Source organism: Microcoleus sp. MON1_C5 (genome assembly GCF_036701875.1).
Lineage (GTDB): Bacteria > Cyanobacteriota > Cyanobacteriia > Cyanobacteriales > Microcoleaceae > Microcoleus.
Genome location: NZ_JAUBRN010000071.1, coordinates 1 through 20,351 on the forward strand (window position 1 = coordinate 1; position 20,351 = coordinate 20,351).

General features: G+C 46.6%; 21 protein-coding genes. 14 read left to right on the plus strand and 7 right to left on the minus strand.

Annotation, left to right across the window (positions count from 1 at the left end):
- The 5 genes from QUA71_RS24980 to QUA71_RS25000 form a co-directional block, all read left to right on the plus strand.
- Positions 1-723 (plus strand): MBOAT family O-acyltransferase (locus QUA71_RS24980; protein WP_333289213.1); only part of this gene is annotated, 723 nt, incomplete at its 5' end.
- Between the two features lie 41 nt (positions 724-764).
- Positions 765-896: a hypothetical protein gene (locus QUA71_RS24985; RefSeq protein WP_333289215.1), complete on the plus strand. Its 132-nt coding sequence runs from the start codon at positions 765-767 to the stop codon at positions 894-896.
- Positions 897-1,002: 106 nt separating this feature from the next.
- Positions 1,003-1,833, plus strand: coding sequence for a hypothetical protein (locus QUA71_RS24990; RefSeq protein WP_333289217.1), 831 nt, complete (start codon positions 1,003-1,005; stop codon positions 1,831-1,833).
- 329 nt (positions 1,834-2,162) lie between these two features.
- Positions 2,163-2,873, plus strand: a complete 711-nt coding sequence (locus QUA71_RS24995; protein ID WP_445243827.1) for a DUF7873 family protein — start codon at positions 2,163-2,165, stop codon at positions 2,871-2,873.
- A 473-nt stretch (positions 2,874-3,346) separates the two neighbouring features.
- Positions 3,347-4,276, plus strand: coding sequence for a serine/threonine-protein kinase (locus QUA71_RS25000; protein WP_190657910.1), 930 nt, complete (start codon positions 3,347-3,349; stop codon positions 4,274-4,276).
- Here QUA71_RS25000 and QUA71_RS25005 read toward each other — a convergent pair.
- The 3 genes from QUA71_RS25005 to QUA71_RS25015 form a co-directional block, all read right to left on the minus strand.
- On the minus strand, positions 4,270-4,896 hold the full coding sequence (locus QUA71_RS25005; RefSeq protein ID WP_190657908.1) for a J domain-containing protein: 627 nt from the start codon (positions 4,894-4,896) through the stop codon (positions 4,270-4,272). The genes QUA71_RS25000 and QUA71_RS25005 overlap by 7 nt on opposite strands.
- Positions 4,897-5,026: 130 nt before the next feature.
- The gene (locus tag QUA71_RS25010) at positions 5,027-5,620 is read right to left on the minus strand and encodes an ATP-dependent Clp protease proteolytic subunit (RefSeq protein ID WP_190657906.1); all 594 of its coding nucleotides are present in this window, start codon (positions 5,618-5,620) and stop codon (positions 5,027-5,029) included.
- Positions 5,621-5,776: 156 nt separating this feature from the next.
- Positions 5,777-6,436, minus strand: coding sequence for an ATP-dependent Clp protease proteolytic subunit (locus QUA71_RS25015; RefSeq protein ID WP_006632447.1), 660 nt, complete (start codon positions 6,434-6,436; stop codon positions 5,777-5,779).
- Positions 6,437-6,508: 72 nt separating this feature from the next.
- Between QUA71_RS25015 and QUA71_RS25020 the strand changes: the two genes are divergently transcribed.
- The 4 genes from QUA71_RS25020 to thrB all read left to right on the plus strand — a co-directional run bounded on the left by QUA71_RS25020 (position 6,509) and on the right by thrB (position 10,182).
- A complete protein-coding gene (locus tag QUA71_RS25020) occupies positions 6,509-7,744 on the plus strand; it encodes a VWA domain-containing protein (RefSeq protein WP_333289222.1) in 1,236 nt (411 codons plus the stop codon).
- 222 nt (positions 7,745-7,966) lie between these two features.
- Positions 7,967-8,533 (plus strand): Uma2 family endonuclease, encoded by a 567-nt coding sequence (locus QUA71_RS25025; RefSeq protein ID WP_333289224.1) that lies wholly within the window; start codon positions 7,967-7,969, stop codon positions 8,531-8,533.
- Positions 8,534-8,536: 3 nt separating this feature from the next.
- On the plus strand, positions 8,537-9,031 hold the full coding sequence (locus QUA71_RS25030) for a tetratricopeptide repeat protein (RefSeq protein ID WP_333289226.1): 495 nt from the start codon (positions 8,537-8,539) through the stop codon (positions 9,029-9,031).
- A gap of 89 nt (positions 9,032-9,120) precedes the next feature.
- Complete coding sequence (gene thrB / locus QUA71_RS25035) at positions 9,121-10,182, plus strand: homoserine kinase (protein WP_333289228.1); 1,062 nt, start codon at positions 9,121-9,123, stop codon at positions 10,180-10,182.
- 286 nt (positions 10,183-10,468) lie between these two features.
- Here the strand turns inward: thrB and QUA71_RS25040 are convergent, their stop codons facing one another.
- Positions 10,469-11,716, minus strand: a complete 1,248-nt coding sequence (locus QUA71_RS25040; RefSeq protein WP_333289230.1) for a response regulator — start codon at positions 11,714-11,716, stop codon at positions 10,469-10,471.
- Between the two features lie 466 nt (positions 11,717-12,182).
- Between QUA71_RS25040 and QUA71_RS25045 the strand changes: the two genes are divergently transcribed.
- On the plus strand, positions 12,183-14,885 hold the full coding sequence (locus QUA71_RS25045; protein WP_333289258.1) for an endonuclease MutS2: 2,703 nt from the start codon (positions 12,183-12,185) through the stop codon (positions 14,883-14,885).
- 159 nt (positions 14,886-15,044) lie between these two features.
- On the plus strand, positions 15,045-15,986 hold the full coding sequence (locus tag QUA71_RS25050; protein WP_333289232.1) for a site-specific DNA-methyltransferase: 942 nt from the start codon (positions 15,045-15,047) through the stop codon (positions 15,984-15,986).
- Here the strand turns inward: QUA71_RS25050 and QUA71_RS25055 are convergent.
- Positions 15,949-16,503, minus strand: a complete 555-nt coding sequence (locus QUA71_RS25055) for a hypothetical protein (protein WP_333289233.1) — start codon at positions 16,501-16,503, stop codon at positions 15,949-15,951. The two genes, QUA71_RS25050 and QUA71_RS25055, sit on opposite strands and share 38 nt — an antisense overlap.
- The gene (locus QUA71_RS25060) at positions 16,490-16,702 is read right to left on the minus strand and encodes a helix-turn-helix domain-containing protein (protein WP_190732913.1); all 213 of its coding nucleotides are present in this window, start codon (positions 16,700-16,702) and stop codon (positions 16,490-16,492) included. Before QUA71_RS25060 ends, QUA71_RS25055 begins: the two co-directional genes overlap by 14 nt.
- Positions 16,703-16,868: 166 nt before the next feature.
- Between QUA71_RS25060 and QUA71_RS25065 the strand changes: the two genes are divergently transcribed.
- The 3 genes from QUA71_RS25065 (at position 16,869) to QUA71_RS25075 (ending at position 19,509) form a co-directional block, all read left to right on the plus strand.
- Positions 16,869-17,069 (plus strand): hypothetical protein, encoded by a 201-nt coding sequence (locus tag QUA71_RS25065; protein ID WP_333289236.1) that lies wholly within the window; start codon positions 16,869-16,871, stop codon positions 17,067-17,069.
- Positions 17,070-17,086: 17 nt separating this feature from the next.
- Positions 17,087-17,692 (plus strand): DUF3038 domain-containing protein, encoded by a 606-nt coding sequence (locus QUA71_RS25070; RefSeq protein ID WP_333215091.1) that lies wholly within the window; start codon positions 17,087-17,089, stop codon positions 17,690-17,692.
- A gap of 221 nt (positions 17,693-17,913) precedes the next feature.
- A complete protein-coding gene (locus QUA71_RS25075; RefSeq protein WP_333289238.1) occupies positions 17,914-19,509 on the plus strand; it encodes a DUF4335 domain-containing protein in 1,596 nt (531 codons plus the stop codon).
- 348 nt (positions 19,510-19,857) lie between these two features.
- On the opposite strand, the gene QUA71_RS25080 is transcribed toward QUA71_RS25075, so the two are convergent.
- Positions 19,858-20,241 carry a VanZ family protein gene (locus tag QUA71_RS25080; RefSeq protein ID WP_333289240.1) on the minus strand — a complete coding sequence of 128 codons (384 nt, stop codon included), beginning with the start codon at positions 20,239-20,241 and terminating at the stop codon, positions 19,858-19,860.
- Positions 20,242-20,351 lie beyond the last annotated feature (110 nt).

Genomic DNA, 20,351 nt, shown 5'->3' on the forward strand with positions numbered 1-20,351 from the left:
TTACATCAGAAAATCTTTGGAATTGGTTTACTCACTGCTGTTATTGTACCTCATCTTTATGAGAAAGGCTATACCTTCTGGATCACCTTTCCCTACTACCAAGGATATGGACCTATTACCAACCTGACGCTGCTGTTCGGCTACTCAATACAAATCTTCGCCGATTTTGCCGGTTACTCCTTAATTGCGATCGGTTTTGCAGCCGCTTTGGGCTACAAAATTCCCGACAACTTCGACTTTCCCTACATCTCTCGTTCCCTCTCCGAATTCTGGAGAAGGTGGCACATTTCCCTCTCAACTTGGCTCAGAGATTATCTATACTTTCCCCTCGGCGGAAACCGCAAAGGAAAAAGCCGAACTTATGTTAATTTAATGACAGTAATGACTTTAGGAGGATTATGGCATGGGGCTGCTTGGAGTTATGCAGTTTGGGGAATTTATCACGGATTTGGTTTAGCCGTAGAACGCTTTTTTGGGTTCGATAAATCAAAAAAAAAATCGCAAGAACCAAATCAAGCAGAAACCAAACCAATGTGGCAGCAATTATTATTTGACACCCTTAGCGTTTTAGGAATTTTCTCTTTTGTTTCCGTGGGATGGCTGCTTTTCAAACTGCCTCGATTTGAAGAAGCGGTTGACTTCGCAGCTACTTTAGTTCGCAACTCTAAAATCAGGCCCGCTTGGAATCAAATTATTCCGACGCTATTTTTTCCATACCCGTAGTAATTTATCACATTCCTCATTTTCCTACTTTGCAAAATCTGATGAAACAGGATTCAAATAAAAACGGTCAAAAAGTCTGGAGCCTTTATCAAGATTTAGCTTTAGGAATTATGCTAGTAATGATATTCCTCAACAGCGGCAGCTCGAAACAATTTATTTATTTCCAATTCTAGAAGGTGTTCTATGTTTGTCAAATTCCAGTTGCGATCTATTTTGCGCCCGGTACTAATTTTTCTGTTTCTAATGAGTTTTTATCAAGTGCTCGTCAGCGGCGGAGTTTTGCCAGCTTCCGAGGGACCTACCCAGAGGGAAAATAATATTGTCAGATCTCAAAGGTATGTATATCAGCAGGATTCAGATCTGAAAATGGTAATCGTAGGTAGTTCCCTAGCTGCCAGGCTTAATGAAAAACACATTGGAGAGGGCGTAAAGAACTTAGCTTTCGGGGCAAGATCCAGCAAAACAGGTTTAGAAATAGTTAAAAGAAGTAAAAGCAAGCCTCCGATCGTTTTGGTAGAAATTAATGATACTATTACCCGCAAAATAGATTCAGAGTTACTTGATTCTTTGTATCACCCTATTTTTTATTGGATGCGTCAGTATCTGCCAATGCTCAGAGAGGAATACCGTCCGATTAGCGTTTTTATTGATTATTTAAAAAGTCGCTCGAAGCAGAATCAAAAACCAATGAGTCGAGAGGCACTAGATAGCATAGAAGGTCGAAATGTTACTCCAGAATTATCGAAAAAAGCTATCCAAACGACAGTTGATATTCAAAGCATACCTTTGTCTGAAAAAGATGCAGAAAATATGAAACAAGAAGCTGATTTGATGAGAAATCAAATCGCAGAAATCAAAAAAAATACCGGGGCAAAAGTAGTTTTATTTGACATGCCGCGTGAGTCGCGAGTTAATACTACAATCAGGATAAAACAAGTACAAGAATTGGCGAAAAAGCTGTTTCCGCCCGATAGTTTTGAGTGGCTGCCGCCCCCGAAAGAGCGAGAGTGGCGCACCAATGATGGCATCCACTTGATCCGCAGCGACGCTAAAGATTTTGCCGAGTTTTTGAGGGATAATACCATTTTAGATTTGAGATTAAAGAATTGAAGAATTGGGAATGACTTATTCCATATGGGTTTGGAGCACGGGCCTACAGTTGCATTCTTTTTTTGGATAAGTATAAATTCCTGGGCACGGGTAGCGGCGGGCTTTCTTGGCAGGGCGCCTACAAAAGAAAGGTTGTAATTTTAATTGAAGTATGCACTACTACAAATAGAGCAAGTTTGGTTAAAGAACGATCGTGAGGTTTGTACTGAGGACTGAAGTCCTCAAAGCCCTAAAAGCCACAGGACAAACAATTTGATTATCAAAATCAACCGGACTTGATGTGAGTTCAGCGTCAATAAAATCGAACAATGGCACGCTGAAATCAGATTATTGCGATCGAAAAAGGCATCAAAAGCCGCTCGGTTCAAGAACTGGCAGAAGCTCAAAAAGCTCTCCAGAAGCCTGCTGTGCTTTCTGGAATCTCCCGCACTTACCGTCCCAAAGACGAAGAAGGCGAACAACTGCCGCCAGAGTCCAAAAAAGTTGAAGTCAAAGCAGAAGAGATTATCCGCAAAACGACTGAAATTTTGACCAAACTCTTCGACGTAACCGCAACCAAAGATTGGACAAATTGTAGCGCCCGCGCGGACGTAACTGTAGACGGAAACGTGCTTTTGAGCGAAGTTCCCGTCAGCTATTTGCTATTCATTGAAAAGCAGTTAGCAGATTTGCAAGCATTTATCAAAAAACTTCCAGTCTTAGATGCTTCCGAGAGTTGGAACTTTGATGCTTCGGCAGACTGTTGGGCCACAGAACCGGTGCAAACTCTCAAGACTTTTAAAACTCCGCGCAATCACGTTAAAGCTGAAGCTACCGAACACCATCCGGCTCAAGTCGATGTTTATTACGAAGATATTACGATCGGCTATTGGCGGACTGTCAAGTTTTCTGGAGCAATGCTGGCGCGGCGGATCAATGAGTTGCTGCAAAGGGTGGAAATCTTGCAGCAAGCTGTTATGTTCGCCCGCGAAGAAGCTAACAATTCTGAAGTTGAGGAACAGAGAGTGGGAGAGCGAATTTTTCAGTTTATTTTTCGCTGATTGCTTGCTTTTTTGATAGTTATGGTTTAAGCTCTAAACAGAGTACAAGTTAAAACTCAAACTTCAACTTAAACCGTACAAATGTGATAGTGCAGGTTCGACTCCTGTCCCTCCTACCCAAAATAGGGCCCAAAATAGGGGGGTAGCCCAATTGGCAGAGGCAGCATTGCGTACAAATTCAACAGCAAGCTATTACTCTAAACTCAGCATTCACCGCCGATCGCTAAAACGAATGTCAGGAAAATCACATCATCGAGGTTGCTGGCTCATATCCAGCCCCCTCTACCAAACGCAGGGGGGTAGCTCAATCGGTAGAGCGCGATGCTATTAATCTTAAATCCTTGACTTAAAGGTGATAGCGTGCCCAAATGGGCGGTAAATATAAACCCAGTAGTAAGGTCAGAACTGCTGGGTTTTATGCTAATAATTGATTCAATTCGTTAAATCCGTCAGTCCTGGACGTATCAAGACAGATGATTTATTGCATCAATCCTCACTGCGAACAACGCGAAAATCCTGCTGCTGCTCAAAATTGTCAGGCTTGCGGCACGGATTTGTTAATTGGCGATCGCTATCGTATCCTTAAACCAGTGCGATCGCCCAATCCCGCACGCCCCACAGACATCTTTGAAGTCGAAGATTTGGGAACCGGAGAAAACGAATGGGGAACTGTCAAAATTTTAAAACTCTTGAAACAGACCCACAATCACGATTTAGTTCGCTTGTTCAAGCAAGAAGCGCGAGTTTTGATTTGGCTGGCAGGAAAGAGTTCAGTTCCCCAAGTCGAACCTGACGGTTATTTCCCAATTAAACTCCCCCATAACTTCCAGAAATTGTCTTGTTTGGTGATGGAAAAAATTACCGGAGAAAACTTGGCAGAATTCTTAACTAAAAAACAGTCCGTTTCTCAAAATCTCGCTCTAGATTGGCTGCAACAAATGCTTCATATTTTGCAGGAAATCCACAAATATCATGTAGTACATCGGGATATTAAGCCATCCAACCTGATGGTTGAAGCCAATGGGAAATTGAGATTAATTGACTTCGGCGCCGCCACAGAAGCAGATATAGAGACCGCACCCATAGGTTCTGCTGGATACGCCGCACCGGAACAAATTCTAGGTAAAGCAGGCGTGCGATCGGACTTTTTTGCCCTAGGGCGTACTTTTGTACATTTATTAACAGGCATACAGCCAAGTCACTTTCCCGTTAATGAAAAAACTGGTAAAATTAATTGGAGGAACCAGGCTGTAGATATTGACCCGTTACTCCTAGACTCGATCGACGAATTGATCGAACCGCTACCAGAAAATCGACCTGAAAATACCCAAGTTATTTTAGAAAAATTAAAAATTTATGAGGGAGACCCCCTGCAAAAGGGGGACACAACATCGCTTCAATAAATCTCTTCCAGCCGGCGAAAATCCCGCTCAACTTCTGCCCACAAAGCCCGATTGTGAGGGTCAGTTTTCACAGCCTTTTTCAAATAAATTCTCGCCTTATCAACCTGCTTTTCTCCGATCAAATGCCGTCCCCAGCGCTGATAGGCGATCGCCTGCCACTGACGCACCTCCAAATCTTCGGGAACCCGCTGGGCCAAACCCTCAATCAAGGCGATCGCCCGCGGGAACCTCTGATATTTCAGCAACTGCTGCAGCTCAAAATAAGCATCTTGCTTTAACTTTTGTTCTACCGCCGACAGATCCGCATTAGAGGGAACTGCCGCCTCTTTTCGAGTCACTTTAACTGCCTGCGGTTGAGCTTTCACCCCCCGATCCGGCGGTGTCCAAGTAGGCGGCACAGTTGAATTGGCAACTTTCGACTCCGCAACATGGTGGGGGGCAACATTCACCAGGAACTTATAAGCCTCAGTAATAGCAATAAACTTATTCTTAGCCTGTTCGTTTCCCGGATTCACATCCGGGTGATACTGTCTGGCTAACTGCCGATAAGAGGCCTTAACTTGCGATAAACTCGCGCCAGACCTCAGTCCTAACTGTCGGTAATAATCTGCAATATCCATTTAGCATGAATGAGCGTTTATAATACCATTAAATATGGCAGAATCCTTAAATGTAAAGATTCTGCCAAAATTTACTGCGAACTAGGTTGTAGTGCGAGGGTTGCCCGCACTACTGAAGCGCAAAAATAACTTACGGACGATCTTCGATCACTCTGTCAATCAAGCCGTATTCCTTGGCTTCCTCAGCGGACATGAAATAGTCGCGATCCATGTCCTTCTCGATTTTCTCGATCGGCTTGCCAGTATTCTTAGCATAGATATTATTGAGTTCGTGGCGCAGCCGCAGAATCTCTTTCGCCTCAATCTGAATATCCGTTGCTTGTCCCCGCGTGCCCCCAGAAGGCTGGTGAATCATGATTCGCGAGTGAGGCAAAGCTAAGCGTTTCCCCTTCGCACCGGCAGCTAACAGGAAAGAACCCATCGAAGCAGCCAAGCCCACACAAATCGTCACCACGTCCGATTTAATGTGCTGCATGGTATCAAAAATAGCCATGCCAGCCGACACCATCCCGCCTGGGGAATTGATGTACAAAATAATATCCTTACCTGAATCTTCCGAATCGAGATAGAGCATCACAGCGATGATTTGATTGGCAATTTCATCGTCAACGTCCCTGCCCAAGAAAATAATCCGTTCCCGGTAGAGGCGATCGTAGATATTAATCCACTGAGTATCATAACCACCCGGCATTTTGTAGGGAACTTTTGGCACACCTATAGGCATAATTCGGAACTCCGTTTAGTTGGTAATTGGTGAGCGGGCAATTGGTTCGGGTTTATTAGTTATTTGTTACTTGTTATTTCCGGTTTTTTAGTTTTTGGTTATATAATGACCAATAAACAATAACCAATAACTAATAACTAATAACCCATAACCGAATTAGATGACTCCAGCCGGCAGCGGTTTCGGCAATTCTTCCGAACTTTCAAGAACGCGATCGATCAAACCGTATTCTTTAGCTTCCTGGGGCGTCAGGTACAGCAACCGATCCATATCTTTAGTAATCTTTTCGATCGGTTGGCCAGTACAGCTTGCAAAAATCTCAAGCATCGTCGCTTTATTTGCCAGCACTTCCTTAGCCCGAATTTGAATGTCGCTTGCTTGACCCCGCGTGTAAGCCTTGGGTTGGTGCAACACAATCGAAGCGTGCGGCAAACTCGCCCGAAAGCCTTTTGTACCAGCCGCTAAAAGCATCGCAGACATCCCCATTGCCGAACCGAGGCAAATAGTGTGCACGGGCGGCTTAATATACCTGATCGTATCGCAGATAGCGAAGGCTTCTGTTTCAAAGCCGACGGGTTCGCCACTGTAACCAGAAGTGCCGGTCGAGTTGATGTAGATTTTGATCGGCTTATCCGGGTCTTCGTACTGCAAGAACAACAGTTCAGCGATAATCAGTTCTGTTACCGCAGGCACTAGAGGCATCCCCAGATAAACGATCCGCTCCTTCAGCAACAGGGATGGCAAATCGGGAGGTGGCGTCCGAGAGTTCCCTTCCCCGTAGTATGGCGATTGCACAGCTTTAATTGGTGTGTTCATATAACCGAAATGTTGCCTGAACTGATGGAGCTATTCTTAAAGAAATAGTAACGCAATCTTTAGGTATCCCGCATGAAAGTTAGTTTGCTCCCGGTTTTAAACGACCCTAACCTTGACGCTGCTGCGCCCTCAACGCAGCGCCAGCTAGCGATTTCAGTGTCTGCGATGGCAAGCTCGATCGACTCCAGCGTACCCTTAAACCTGTGCCTGATTCTCGACCACAGCGGTTCGATGGGCGGACGCCCCTTGGAAACCGTCAAACAAGCCGCCGGACGGTTGCTAGACAGGTTGAAGCCCGGGGATCGCTTTTGCGCCGTGGCTTTCGACCATAAAGCCAAAGTCCTCGTCCCCAATCAAATTGTGGGAGACCCCAGTAGCATTAAACGGCAAATTGAGCAATTGCGCTCGGCGGGCGGCACAGCAATTGATGAGGGCATTAAATTAGGTATTGAAGAGTTGGGCAAAGGCAAAAAAGAAGCTATATCTCAGGCGTTTCTGCTGACTGACGGCGAAAACGAACACGGGGACGACGGCCGCTGTTTGAAGTTGGCGAAACTGGCTGCCGACTACAACATGACTTTAAATTCTTTGGGATTTGGCGATAACTGGAATCAAGATATTTTGGAAAAAATTGCTGATGCCGGCGGCGGTGCTCTGGCTCACATTCAGCGTCCCGAAGATGCGGTTGACGAGTTTGGTAAACTGTTTAGCCGCGTCCAAGGTGTAGGTTTGACTAATGCTTATTTGCTATTTTCCCTAATGCCAAAAGTGCGGTTAGCCGAACTCAAACCGATCGCCCAAGTTGCCCCGGATACGATCGAATTACCGGTACAGCAAGAGGGCGATCGCTTTATGGTGCGCCTGGGAGATTTAATGAAGGATATAGAGCGAGTAGTTTTGGCTAATATTTATATTGGACAGTTGCCCGAAGGTACACAGGCGATCGGGCAATTGCAAATTCGCTACGACGATCCGAGTGTCGGTCAAGGTTTGCTTTCCGATCCCGTTGCAGTTTCCGCTAATGTCTTGAAAGTTTATCAGCCGGCACTTAACCCGACTGTGCAGCAGCACATTTTAGCTTTGGCTAAATACCGCCAAACTCAACTCGCAGAAACTAGATTGCAACAGGGCGATCGCGCCGGCGCGGCAACGATGCTGCAAACGGCTGCTAAAACTGCTCTGCAAATGGGCGATAAAAGTGCCGCAACTGTGCTGCAAACCTCTGCTACTCGTTTGCAGTCTGGTGAACAATTGAGTGAAGCCGATCGCAAGAAAACTCGGATTGCTTCTAAAACTATTTTGAAGTAATCGCGCGATTTGAAATTTTAAATAATTTTAAATTGGGCGATCGGACAATTTGGTGATGCGAAATCGCCTCTACAAAAACGAAACCCGCCTGGGCGCGGGTTTCAATATTCTGAGTCTCGCCTGCAAAAAGCGAAAGTCAGTGTAGCCCGATTGTTTCAAGCTGTGGCTCGTGTAGAAGCTCGATCGTTTAGAATGTTTCTATCACCTATCAAGAGTGCTTGTATGAACCAGACAATATCTGATAAAGTACGCTGGACTACCGCCGATTTAGAACTATTGCCCGATAACGGCGATCGTTATGAAATTATTGATGGGGAGCTATTTATGACTAGAGCACCGCATTGGGGGCATCAACAGACTTGTGGCAGATTTTTTTCTTGCCTTGATACTTGGTCGATGTCTACTGGTTTGGGACGAGCCGCCATCAATCCAGGTCTTATTTTCAGTGATGCTGATAATGTTATTCCTGATGTAGTTTGGGCTAGCAACGAACGCTTGGCTATCTTGCTAGACGAAGCCGGCCATTTAACCGCCGCACCCGACTTAATTGTTGAAGTATTGTCCCCCGGTGCAGACAATCATAGACGCGATCGAGATTTGAAACTCAGACTCTATTCGGTGCGAGGAGTGCAGGAATACTGGGTGGTGAATTGGCAATTGCAGCAAATAGAAGTTTATCGCAGGGAACAAGCAAGTTTAAGGCTCATTGCTACGCTGTTGAGCAATGATGAACTAACTTCGCCTTTGTTGCCCGGTTTTAGTTGTTCTGTAGCTCAAATTTTTGCCTGAATTATGAAATCATCCTTTTACAATTTAATTGCTACTCTAGTAATCTTTACTATCTTTGGTAATATATCCCCTGCTGTCACTGCTAAATCCTCCGCAATATTAATAGCTCAAAAAACGATTGTTCAAAATCCTGCTGAAGACTTATTCAATAGTGCTTTAGCCAAATCAGAGGCTGGAGATATTCAAGGGGCGATCGCCGATTACACCGAAGCTATTCGCCTCAACCCCAACTACGCCAAAGCCTACAACAAACGCGGCATCATCCACGGCCGCAATCTCAAAGACTATCCAGCAGCTAAAGCAGATTTCGATCGCGCAATTGAAATCAACCCCAACTACGGCGACGCCTACTATAACCGCGCCCGAGTCCGCGAGTTCTTAGAAGACAAACCGGGGGCGATCGCCGATTATCAAAAAGCAGCCGAACTCTATCAAAAAGATGGCAATACCGACGATTATCAAGATGCCATCAAGCATCTTCAAATGCTGCAAGAATAAATGGCTTTTGAAAACATAGTATAATACCTGCGATCGGCGTTCATCCGCATTCATCTGCGGTTAAACATTCCAAATCCACCATTCAAAAAATGCCCGAAACTTCCACCGTCACCGTCACCGTACCCGCCACAACCGCCAACCTGGGCCCCGGCTTTGACTGCATCGGCGCCGCTTTAAGCCTCTACAACCGCTTCCAATTCTCCCGACTCGAATCTTCAGCAACAGAGAAACTAAAAATTACTGTTACGGGCCAAGAAGCCGCCAAAGTCAAGACAGACGATAGCAATCTCGCTTATCTAGCCTTTGTCAAGTTATACGATCGCCTCAACCAATCGCCGCCCCCTGTAGCGATACATATAGATATGCAAGTTCCGCTGGCTAGAGGTTTGGGGAGTTCCGCCACAGCTATTGTCGGTGGGTTAGTCGGTGCAAATGAGTTAGCCGGTGCGCCTTTGAGTCAAGTGGAAGTGATGCAATTGGCGATCGAACTTGAAGGACATCCCGACAACGTTGTCCCCGCTTTACTCGGAGGGTGTCGCCTCGCTGCTAGCAATGCACCCCCCCAACCCCCCCTTAGTAAGGGGGGGCTAAGAGAAGGATTCCCCCTTACCGAAGTGGGGCTAACAGAACAATCACCCTTAGATGCGGAAATTCTACCATCACCCCCCCTTAGCAAGGGGGGGCAGGGGGGGGGTTCCTGGGAGATTTGCGATATTCCCTGGCATCCAAATATCGTGCCCGTGGTAGCCATTCCCGATTTTGAACTGTCTACAGCCGAAGCCCGCCGAGTTTTGCCTGCAGATTACAGTAAGGCGGACGCGATTTTTAATGCTGCACACCTCGGTTTGCTAGTGCGGGCTTTGGAAACGGGCAATCAAAACTGGCTGCGCTGCGCCCTCCAAGACAAAATTCACCAACCTTACCGGCAATCTCTGATTAAGGGATATGAAGCGGTGCAACAAGCCGCCGTAAATGCAGGGGCTTGTGGAATGGTAATTAGCGGTGCCGGGCCGACGCTTTTGGCTTTAACGGATGCTACTAATGCTGATGCGGTTGTGAGGGAAATGGCGGCTGCTTGGGGGGAATTGGGGGTGAAGGCAGATGTAAGGGCGATCGGGCTCGATACTCAAGGCGCGCAAGTCTCCCTTTAGTTATTCCCCTCGTAGACACCCAACATCTACATAACCGTGTTGTGTAGGGGCAATCTCCGGTGGTTGCCCCTCTCCATGGAATTATTCATACTTCTATTCTCTTCCTCTCTCCTTCAAATCTCTTGCATATCAACTCAAGTCTCTTTTCGATAACTTCTGCCAAGCCCTCTACAGAATTTTACCTTTAAAAAAAATGCAGTCATTGTAGGGGCGGACTCACCATAATCTCAGGCTAAAACCAACAATCTCAAAAACCAGCCCCTACAATGAATGTAAATACTATTAATTAGCTGTGACGCAGGGGAATTTCTATGTAAATTTTAGTACCTTTACCGGGTTCCGAAAAACACTTTAACTCTCCTTTGTGCTGCTCTACAATTATCTGATAGCTGAGAGCAAGTCCCGAGTAGATGGGTGGTTCCGCAGGGGGGGCCACCAAAAATGGCTCAGAAAGTTGCGCTGTGATATCTTTGCTAATTGCCATGTCGTTATCAGCAATCTCAATAGAAATTCGCTCAGCATCGACCACCTGAGTGGTAATCAAAATCACAGGCTTAAATTTGAGTGATTCCAACTCGGCCAACTCTTGAGCAGACTCTTCCAAAACATCGATCGCGTGATTGATGATATTCAGAAAAGCTTGATTGAGCAGACCTGCATAACACTCAATTTGTGGCAAATTGCCGAATTCTTTCATCACCTTGATGTCTCGCCTTCCCTCGCGAGCCGGCAAGCGGTGCTGTAACAACAACAGAGTATTTTCTAAACCGTCGGAAACATCGAATAACTGCCAGCCCGATCGATCGCTGCGGGAAAAATCCTGTAGGGATAAAATTATTTGGCGGATGCGATCGCTCCCGGTACGCATGGAACTCACAATTTTTAATAAATCGTCTAGTACGAATTCCACATCCATATCTTGTTGTTTTTGCTGAATTTCAGCTCCGGGATCTACTAGCTCTTGTTGATACAATCGCAGCAGTTCAATTAAATCGGTAGCGTAACTTTGGACGTGAGTTAGATTGCTGTAAATAAAAGTAATTGGGTTGTTAATTTCGTGGGCGATACCTGATACCAATTCGCCCAAACTAGACATTTTTTCAGTTTGCAGCATTCGCTCGCGCGACAGTTGCAATTCTTGCTGGGTGAGAGCCAACTGCGCCCTCAACTCGCGTGATCGCTTAGACGCGCGCACCCGCGCCAATAATTCCTGCTTAACTATCGGTTTAAACAGAAAATCGTCAAATGGCGCATCCAATTCTTGAACTTCATCAAAGTGCTCGGGTGTTGTCAGCAGAATAAAATAGGCTGCCGCCAATTCTCGATCGGCCTTCAGCAGCCGGCACACCTCCAAAAAGTTGATTTGAGGCGAAGTCCCGTCGCAAATTATCGCATCGGGGGACACTTCCCTCGCCAAGTCTAAACCCTCTTTGTCGTCGGAAACGACTCTTACCTGATGTCCCTCTTGGCCGAGTAACTCTTGCACCAATTGAAAAGTCACAGTATCCGCGACGATCGCCAGAATCTTTGCCATACTTCTACCATCTCCACAAATTACTTTTTAGGATACAACCGCCCGAATTGCGCTGACATATTTAAAATTCCCAAATAGTTCAATGCCACCAAAAAATAACCGATGCCCGAGCCCTCAAAACCAAAAATAGCTCATACCATTTTAGATTTTATCTTTTAGAGTAAAAAATTGGGAATGACTTACTGTATAATAATAGTTGGGAGCTTGCCTACAGTTGCATATTTTTTGGGGACTGGCATCACTAGAAGGTATAATTTTAGACGGGCAATGCAAAAATGCAAATTTTCTCCTTCGTAATTAATGGTACATCAGAGGTTTCTGCCGAAAGACTGCTGAGGGCGATCGCAGATACTTTCTCAAGTTGCGCCAGGAAACAATAAAAAACTTTAAAATCAATTAATAGTATCGTCAAATTCACCTTCTCGGTCAGCGCCTGAGAATGCCAATTACCAACACCACCTCAACTTTGATTCAAGCCGAAACACTAGAACTATTAGAATGGCCGCGCCTGTGTCAGCACTTGGCTACCTTCGCGGCCACCAAACTCGGCGTCGCCGCCGCCCTCGACCTCGAAATCCCGGCAAATCAAGCTCAAACAGCAGAACTCCTAGCCCAAACTCAGGAAGCTTATCAGTTAGAGAGCCGCGCTGGCGGTGCTTTGAGTTTTGAAGGAATCCAAGACATCGGCACTTCACTGCAGCGAGCCGAACTGCAAGGTTTGCTCAGCGGCGAAGAATTGCTGGCAATTGCTACTACCCTCGCCGGAGCAAGGCAATTGCGCCGGGTAATTGACTCTCAGGCAGATGTGCCGACGCTCAAAGAACTGGCAGCCCAATTGCGGACTTATCCCGAACTAGAGCAAGAAATCCATCGCTGTATAGACGATCGCGCTCAAGTAGCAGACAGAGCCACTCCTAAATTAGCAGGAATTAGAGTTCAAATGCGACAGTTGCGCGATCGCATTTATCAAATATTGCAGGGGATTTTGCAGCGCCAATCCAACGCCGTACAAGAACAGCTAATTACCCAAAGAAGCTCGCGCTTTGTCATTCCCGTCAAAGCTCCCCAAAAAGATGCCATACCGGGCATCGTTCACGATTCCTCGGCCAGCGGCGCGACACTGTACGTAGAACCCCACAGCACAGTCAATCTTAACAACCAAATGCGGCAATTGCTCCGGCAAGAACAAGCTGAAGAAGAAGCAGTCCGCCGCGCCCTCACGGAGCAAGTCGCAGCAGTAAAACCCGATTTAGACAGATTGGTGGTTGTAGTTACAACTTTAGATTTAGCGGCCGCTAAAGCGCGTTATAGTTTTTGGTTGCAGGCAAATCCGCCGAAATTTATCGAATTGGGAGAGCCAGAATTAGCACCAAAAAATCCCGAAAAAGAAGATGAGGAAAAAGAAGAAAAAGAAGATGAAGAAAACTCAGAAAACAGTCAATTATTAATTCGCAACCTGCGATCGCAAATTACCCTGCGCCAGTTGCGCCATCCTTTATTAGTTTGGCAGCAACAGCACGAACAAGGCTTTCCAGTCGTGCCGGTCGATTTAACGATCGGGCCGCACATCCGCGTCGTCGCCATCACAGGCCCCAACACTGGCGGCAAAACTGTCACCCTCAAAACCTTGGGCTTGGCAGCTTTAATGGCGAAAGCAGGAATGTTTGTTGCCGCCCGCGAACCCGTAGAATTGCCTTGGTTCGACAATATTTTGGCCGATATTGGTGACGAACAATCTTTGCAGCAAAGTTTGTCTACTTTCTCCGGCCATATCCGCCGCATCAGCCGCATTTTAGAAGTTTTACACAATAAATCGCAGGCGGAAGGGGAAGAAAATTCAAATCTTGCAATTACTAATTCCCAACAGCAAGACCAAGAAGTTACAGATACACAAAACACTGTTTATGCTCTCCCAATTCTCAAACCTAAATTACAAATTCCCCAACGCCAAATCCCAAATCCCAATTCCAAATTCCCAATTCTCAAATCTTTAGTTTTGTTAGACGAAGTAGGAGCGGGTACAGACCCCTCAGAAGGCAGTGCATTGGCGATCGCCCTGTTGCAATACCTCGCCCAACATTCCCTATTAACAGTTGCAACTACCCACTTTGGCGAACTCAAAGCCCTCAAATATCAAGACTCGCGGTTTGAAAATGCCTCAGTAGAATTTGACGACAATTCCATGCAGCCAACCTATCGCTTGCTGTGGGGAATTCCCGGACGTTCCAACGCCCTCACCATTGCCAAAAGACTCGGTTTGCTACCAGAAATTGTCGAAGAAGCTCAAACCTATGTCGGGGGAGCGTCTCAAGATGTTAATCAAGTGATTGCTGGACTCGAAGCACAGCGCCGGAAACAGGAAACCAAGGCCAGAGAAGCAACTCAACTGCTACACCAAACCGAAAAACTGCACAGAGAAGTTTCTCAAAAAGCAGCCGCTTTGCAAGAGCGGGAGCGAGAACTAAAAATAGCTCAGGAAGTGGCAGTAAATGAGGCGATCGGGTCGGCAAAATCAGAAATTGCTCAAATCATTCGTCGTTTGCAGTCGGGCAATCAAACCGCTCAAAATGCCCAACAAGCGACAGATACTTTAAATCAAATTTCTGAAAAACACCTGCCCTCTCGCCAACAACCGGCTAAACCCAAACCGAGTTTTATGCCGAAAGTGGGCGATCGCATCCGCATTCCCAGCTTGGGCCAAACCGCCGAAGTCCTCAGCGGCCCCGACGCTAACGAAGAGTTGAGCGTTCGGTTTGGGATTATGAAAATGACTGTGAAACTGGGAGAAATTGAATCCCTCGACGGTCAAAAACCGGAAACAAAAGCTCAATTAGCCAAGGTGGCCGCCCAAGCACAAGCACTCGCTACCGCTAAAGCCAAGCAAGCAGCGTCGGAACCTGCCAAACCCAATCCCGAAATCGCCATTCGCACTGCTAATAATACGATCGACCTACGGGGTGCGAGAGTCTCAGACGCAGAGATCGAAATAGACAGAGCTCTTTCCAAGGCCGTGGAATACGGAGTCCTGTGGATAATTCACGGCAAAGGTACGGGACAGTTGCGGCGCGGCGTTCACGAGTTCCTCGCGACTCATCCGCAGGTTTCCCGCTTTGAGCTCGCCAGTCAAAAAGAAGGAGGTGCAGGTGTGACGGTGGTTTATTTGAAATAGTCAGGATTTACGCATTTCCGGTTGACTCGTAATTATATAGTTGTCTGCAGCAAAACAAGTCGCAACGAACATATCATACTGATGCAACCGGAATGAATACTATACTGCAAATGTGGCATAATTAAGAGTTGATTTACCACTTTAGTAACTGCCTGACTAATGAAAAAAACTCCCTCAAATGAAGTTGTGGTTGGCGACTGTCGTGAAGTAATGAAGACCTTGCCAGAAAATTATATTTCTGCGTGTATCACTGACCCACCTTATAATTATGAATTTATTGGTCATAAATGGGATGACTCAGAAATTCAAAGGCGTATGGAAAGAGTCAATGGCAAGGGAAATAAAACCCTTGTTAAAAACATTCCCTATGGCAGTGGTTTAGCAGGTGGAGTCAGAAACGAAAAATGGTATCAAAAGAATCGTAACAACACTCTGGATTATGAAAAGTGGTGCTTTGAGTGGGGTGAGCAGCTTTTTCGGATCTGCAAACCGGGTGCGACAGTTTTAGTTTTCAACAGCACACGGACTGTTGCTCACGTACAAGTAGCACTTGAAAGTGCTGGTTTCTATGCGAGAGATATTCTTGTTTATAAAAGAGCGAGTGGTATCCCTAAAGGTGTCAATATCAAACAACAGTTAGAGAAGAAAGGATATGAAAATCCTGAACAATGGGATGGTTGGCACAGTTGTCTGAGGAACGAATGGGAAGCAATCTGCGTACTTCAAAAACCACTGGTCAATAATTACTTGGAAACTCTACAGGAGTATGGTACTGGTCTATTTTATACTAAAGATCAGTTCGGTGGTTTTCAGTCAAATATTTTAGAAGGTATACAGCGTGAGAAAACCGAGGAGTTTAACGTCCATTGCACAGTTAAACCAATCGCTCTAATGAGAAAGCTGGTCGAAATATTTGTACCGCGTTTGGAAAATTCTATTCTAATCGATCCTTTCGCAGGATCGGGAACCACATTGCTGGCGGCGCAAGAATTTGGCATTAGGTATGTTGGCATTGAAATAGTACCTGACTACATAGAGATTATCAACAAGCGCCTTGATAGTTTCAGCGGTATACAGGGAATTCTCCCACTTTTTCAATAAGAAATGACTTTAAATCAAACCCGCTTATTTTTTGTATGAACTCAAACGAATCCTCCCCAGTGTAAACTTTCCAAGTCCCTACTTGGCACGCTGTAATAGCTGCGGGCAAATTATCTTGTCTAAGTATTAAAAAGACGGGTTCGTAATTATAAGTACGAAGTAGTGGCCCATAAGATTTGAACTTTTTCAGTGTTCCAGAGTCTCCTGAGCCAATACGATATTTTGTATCTATTGCGTACCCATCAACAATCAGAGCGCACGGCTCATCGCTTCCAACTTTAAATGCTGGCTGAAAGCTACTGCAATATGCTTTACACGTTTCAGTAACTAACAATTGCCAACACATACCTAACTCACGTCCCCAATATTGCCTATTTTCTTTTTTAATTATAGGAGAAATACCAAACACATCCATTAAAATATCGTGTTCTTCATTCTCTTCTGCATAAATTTTTTCGGTAAATGAGTTTTGGTATCTGGCTAAAATTTGCTCTAGTCTTCTTTCAGTCATCATCAATTACCAGTTCAGCTAGACTAACGGATAATGCCTTGGCTATTTTGCTTGCATTAAGTAGCGTTATATTCCTTTCACCTCGTTCAACTGAACCAATATAGGTGCGATGTAATTCAGATAGTTCTGCAAGCTGATCTTGGGAAAGATTTCTGAGCTTTCTGAAATGTCTAACTTTTTTACCAAATTGCTCCGTAATATCCATAGATGGCGCCAGATGAAGCAATGACAACTATAATCTGACAGACTATAAGTAGCGACAGACTATAAGTAGCATTCGAGAGCGCTAGGATCTTTGCATTGAGATAAGTCCCAATAGTTTCAAAGCACTGATTTGATTTCGGTCACTGTGTGGCGTATGATGGTTAGGGGTGAAAATTTATGGGTTTTGCGGATTGCGATCGATCGAACTTGAAGCCGCAACTTTTAACCCGCAACTCCGTCCAGCAGTTAGGATTGCCGGAATCAAAGCAACGAGCTATGGAGACAACTTAACAGATGTGCTGTTGCCCACAGGCTGCAAAGCTTTCATCACGGCATACTGTTTGATATCCAGCCTCAACCTGTCTTAATTTCCCGTGCTGAAGCCATGCGCTCGACCGTAAAGCCCTCCGCTCCCACAAACGAAACGGGCCCATCTCCCAACTGGGAAGAATTGACCCAAAAAGCACCAGAACCTACCCAGTTGGACAACATTAAAGCCCAACTGGATTTAGTGCTGTTAGCCCTAGAAGCACTGGCAGAAATTGGCTCAGAGGCGATGCTCAAGGTAGCAGCCGAACTGAATTTAGAGCCAATGGTAGCCGATCGGGTAGCTTTGTGGCGGCTGCGCCAATCTAACCCGCTGCGGAAAGGTCACGGAGGGCGCAAAAAACTCGATGTGGAGGAAGCTCGATCGCTCGTTTTGATAAGCTGTCATTTGGCAAAACAGCACCAAGCTTTAATCCGCCGCGCTGTTGCTTTGCTCGAACAAATGGCCGAGCAAAACCGCGAACCTCACACCATCGCTTTGCTGGGAGATTATATTGACAGGTTTAGCAACACTTATGGCTCGCGCATGGAAGATGCAGAAAATTTATCGGCACGAGAGTTGACTGATTTGGCCCTCAAACTCCTGATCGATTTGCTGTTTTACAGCAGTCCCGGCGGGCACCGCCGCCTCTGGCTGGCTCTTCTAGACCGCGCTAAAAATTAGAAATTTATGAAATTGCGCTCGGACGAGAATAACGAGAATGACAAACATCAGGAACAGGCAAGATGCCTGTTCCACCAGAAAATTTATTTATTGTGGAACAGGCATCTTGCCTGTTGCTAAAAAAGCTTGTTAAGAATGCTGGAAAATATTAGATAAAACATAGTTATTTCCTCTTCCCTCTTCCTTCTTCCTTCTTCCTTCTTCCTTCTTCCTTCTTCGCTATGGTTCTCAAACGGTACACGCCCCCCACTTGCACGCTGGAAATTACAGCCAAAAGTTCGCCTCTATCTCGCTGGGCGGGCCAACCGGTGTTTAAATCTTTAAGTTTTGAGCTGCGACTCGACGACCCCAGGCTGCCAGATACCGAACACGTTACCCTCAGAGGCGATCGAATTCAACTCGAAACCCTCCACGAAGCTGTCAGCAACTACGTCCAAAACTTGCTCGGCGAATCCCGCGATTGGGAAAGCAACCTCAACTCTCAAACAAGCCGTATCCCTGCGGGTTCAGACTCGCCTGAAGCAGCGCGTAACGCCGTCATATTCGATCGAGCTGTCAACACTTCCGAACTAGCAACTTCCGCCCCGAACACCTCCTACCTTCCGGTTCCCCCCCGCTTAGAACCCCGCGGCTTGCTCGCCCACAACTTGTTTTTAGGCTCCTTGAGCGCCGCAGAATCCGGGCCGGTAGTAAAATTGAGCACCCTGCAACTGTTTGACTTAGCCACAGCACTAGATGACTGCGCCGCCGAAGTGATGGCGCTTCCCAACCTCAACCGCGAGCCCCGAGGGCCCCTGTCTTCACCCTGGCTCAAGGTCGCAGCAATGATGGTCGCCAGCGCGGGCCTGACGACAGGAATTATCAAAATGCTCGATCGGGCCGCCACCTCCCCGCAAACCGCCACAGCCCCCGCTCCCGCCCCCGCCAATCCACAACTCGCCCCCGCTCCCGGAAACCCCCAGCTAGCTGCCGGCGTCTCCCCCAGTCCAGTTCCCGCCCTACCGACACCTCCAGCACCAACACCCTCAGCCACACCCGGTTTACCGCCCCTGCCGCCCCCGCCCATCAACACCGCCGCCTCCCCCAGCCCCAGCTTGCCCCCCATCGCCCTCGCCCCAAATCCCCCCAGCAACAGACCCAGCCCCATCCAGCAGCCACCCCTGCTATTTCCCCCCAACGGCAGCGCAGTCAGCGCCCCACAGATCGCGCCAGCTTTCCCTCAAGGGCAAACAATCACAATTCCCGCCCCCGAAGAACCGCCCATTTCCGCCCGCCAAGCACCCGCCCCAGTACCCTACGTGCTGCCCCCCCTACCGCCGAGACTAGCTCCCGCCGTACCGCCCCCCCTGCCGCCCTCCCTGTCTGCTTCCCGATTTCCCGTTCCCCCGCCGCAGCCCTCGCCCCGCCCCATCGAGCCGATTGTCCCCCCCGCCAGTACCGAACTCCCACCTCTTGAGGATGCTCAACCCCCAGCCGAACCCGAGGACAACAACCAGGCCGCGGCGAGTCAAAAAAACCGCACTTTATTTGATACAATTCCTCAAGTTTCAGAAGCTAGAACTTACTTTGAGGAACGCTGGAAGCCTCCAGAAGGAATGGAACAAACTTTGGAATACAGCGTGCTGATCGATGAAAATGGGTCAGTTCAAACTATTGTGCCGATGGGAAAAGCAGCAGCAGATTATATCGAGCAAATTAATATGCCATTAGTCGGCGAGCCGTTTGTTTCTGCCGTTTCTAATGGCAAAAACCCGAAAATTCGAGTTGTTTTGCGACCGAACGGTCGAGTACAAACCTTTTTGGAAGAGAGTGATTAAACGTTCTCTAACACAGTGTCGAGATGGGAAATCCCGGTTAATTGCTAATCTTAAACAAGTTCAAAAAAAATCAAATTTTAACTGCCGCCGCAGCAGCCAGCGTATTGACAGTTGCTCCAGTTTAGGCGGCAAATATTTCTTTACCCGTGCGCGCAGAGTCACCATTGGCAAAAGTTGCTGAAACTCGTCAACCGGTTCGCATGGCGCACCCTACAAACTTCCTTCTTCCTTCTTCCTGACATCCGTTACATCCGTTACAGAATCCGTTGCCGAACTTCCTTCTTCCTGACATCCGTTACATCCGTTACATCCGTTACATAATCCGTTGCCGAACTTCCTTCTATATAATCAATGCCCTTTTTTTCTATCCCAAACTTCTCCAATCCAATAAAAAACTGCAATCCCGCCAAAACTAAATAAAAAATCTTCAATACTAGCACTGCGATTGGGTAAAATCGCTTGCAGCATTTCTTCCGCAGCAGTGAACAGAGTAAAAATTGCGGGTCCGAAAGGAATTGAATAATTAAACAAATTGATATTTTTTTTTCCAGTTGCTCTATGGCACAGAAAAGATGCTATTCCGTACAAAATAAAGTGGCCGAGTTTGTCATAAGGCGGATGAGCGAGAGGAAAGTTGACTAAGTTCCCCGTATCTGCTAAAAGCATGATACTGAGAAGAATTAAAACGTACACAAAACAAGCAATAATCCAGAAGTTTTTTGATAAGTTCATCTTTTTTTTGCCGATACCAACTAGGGACAAATCTATTCCGCGCAGCGCAAAAATAAAAACACATCGGGTTAATTACGCATTGTCTTTGTAGGCGTCTGCCTACCCGTAGC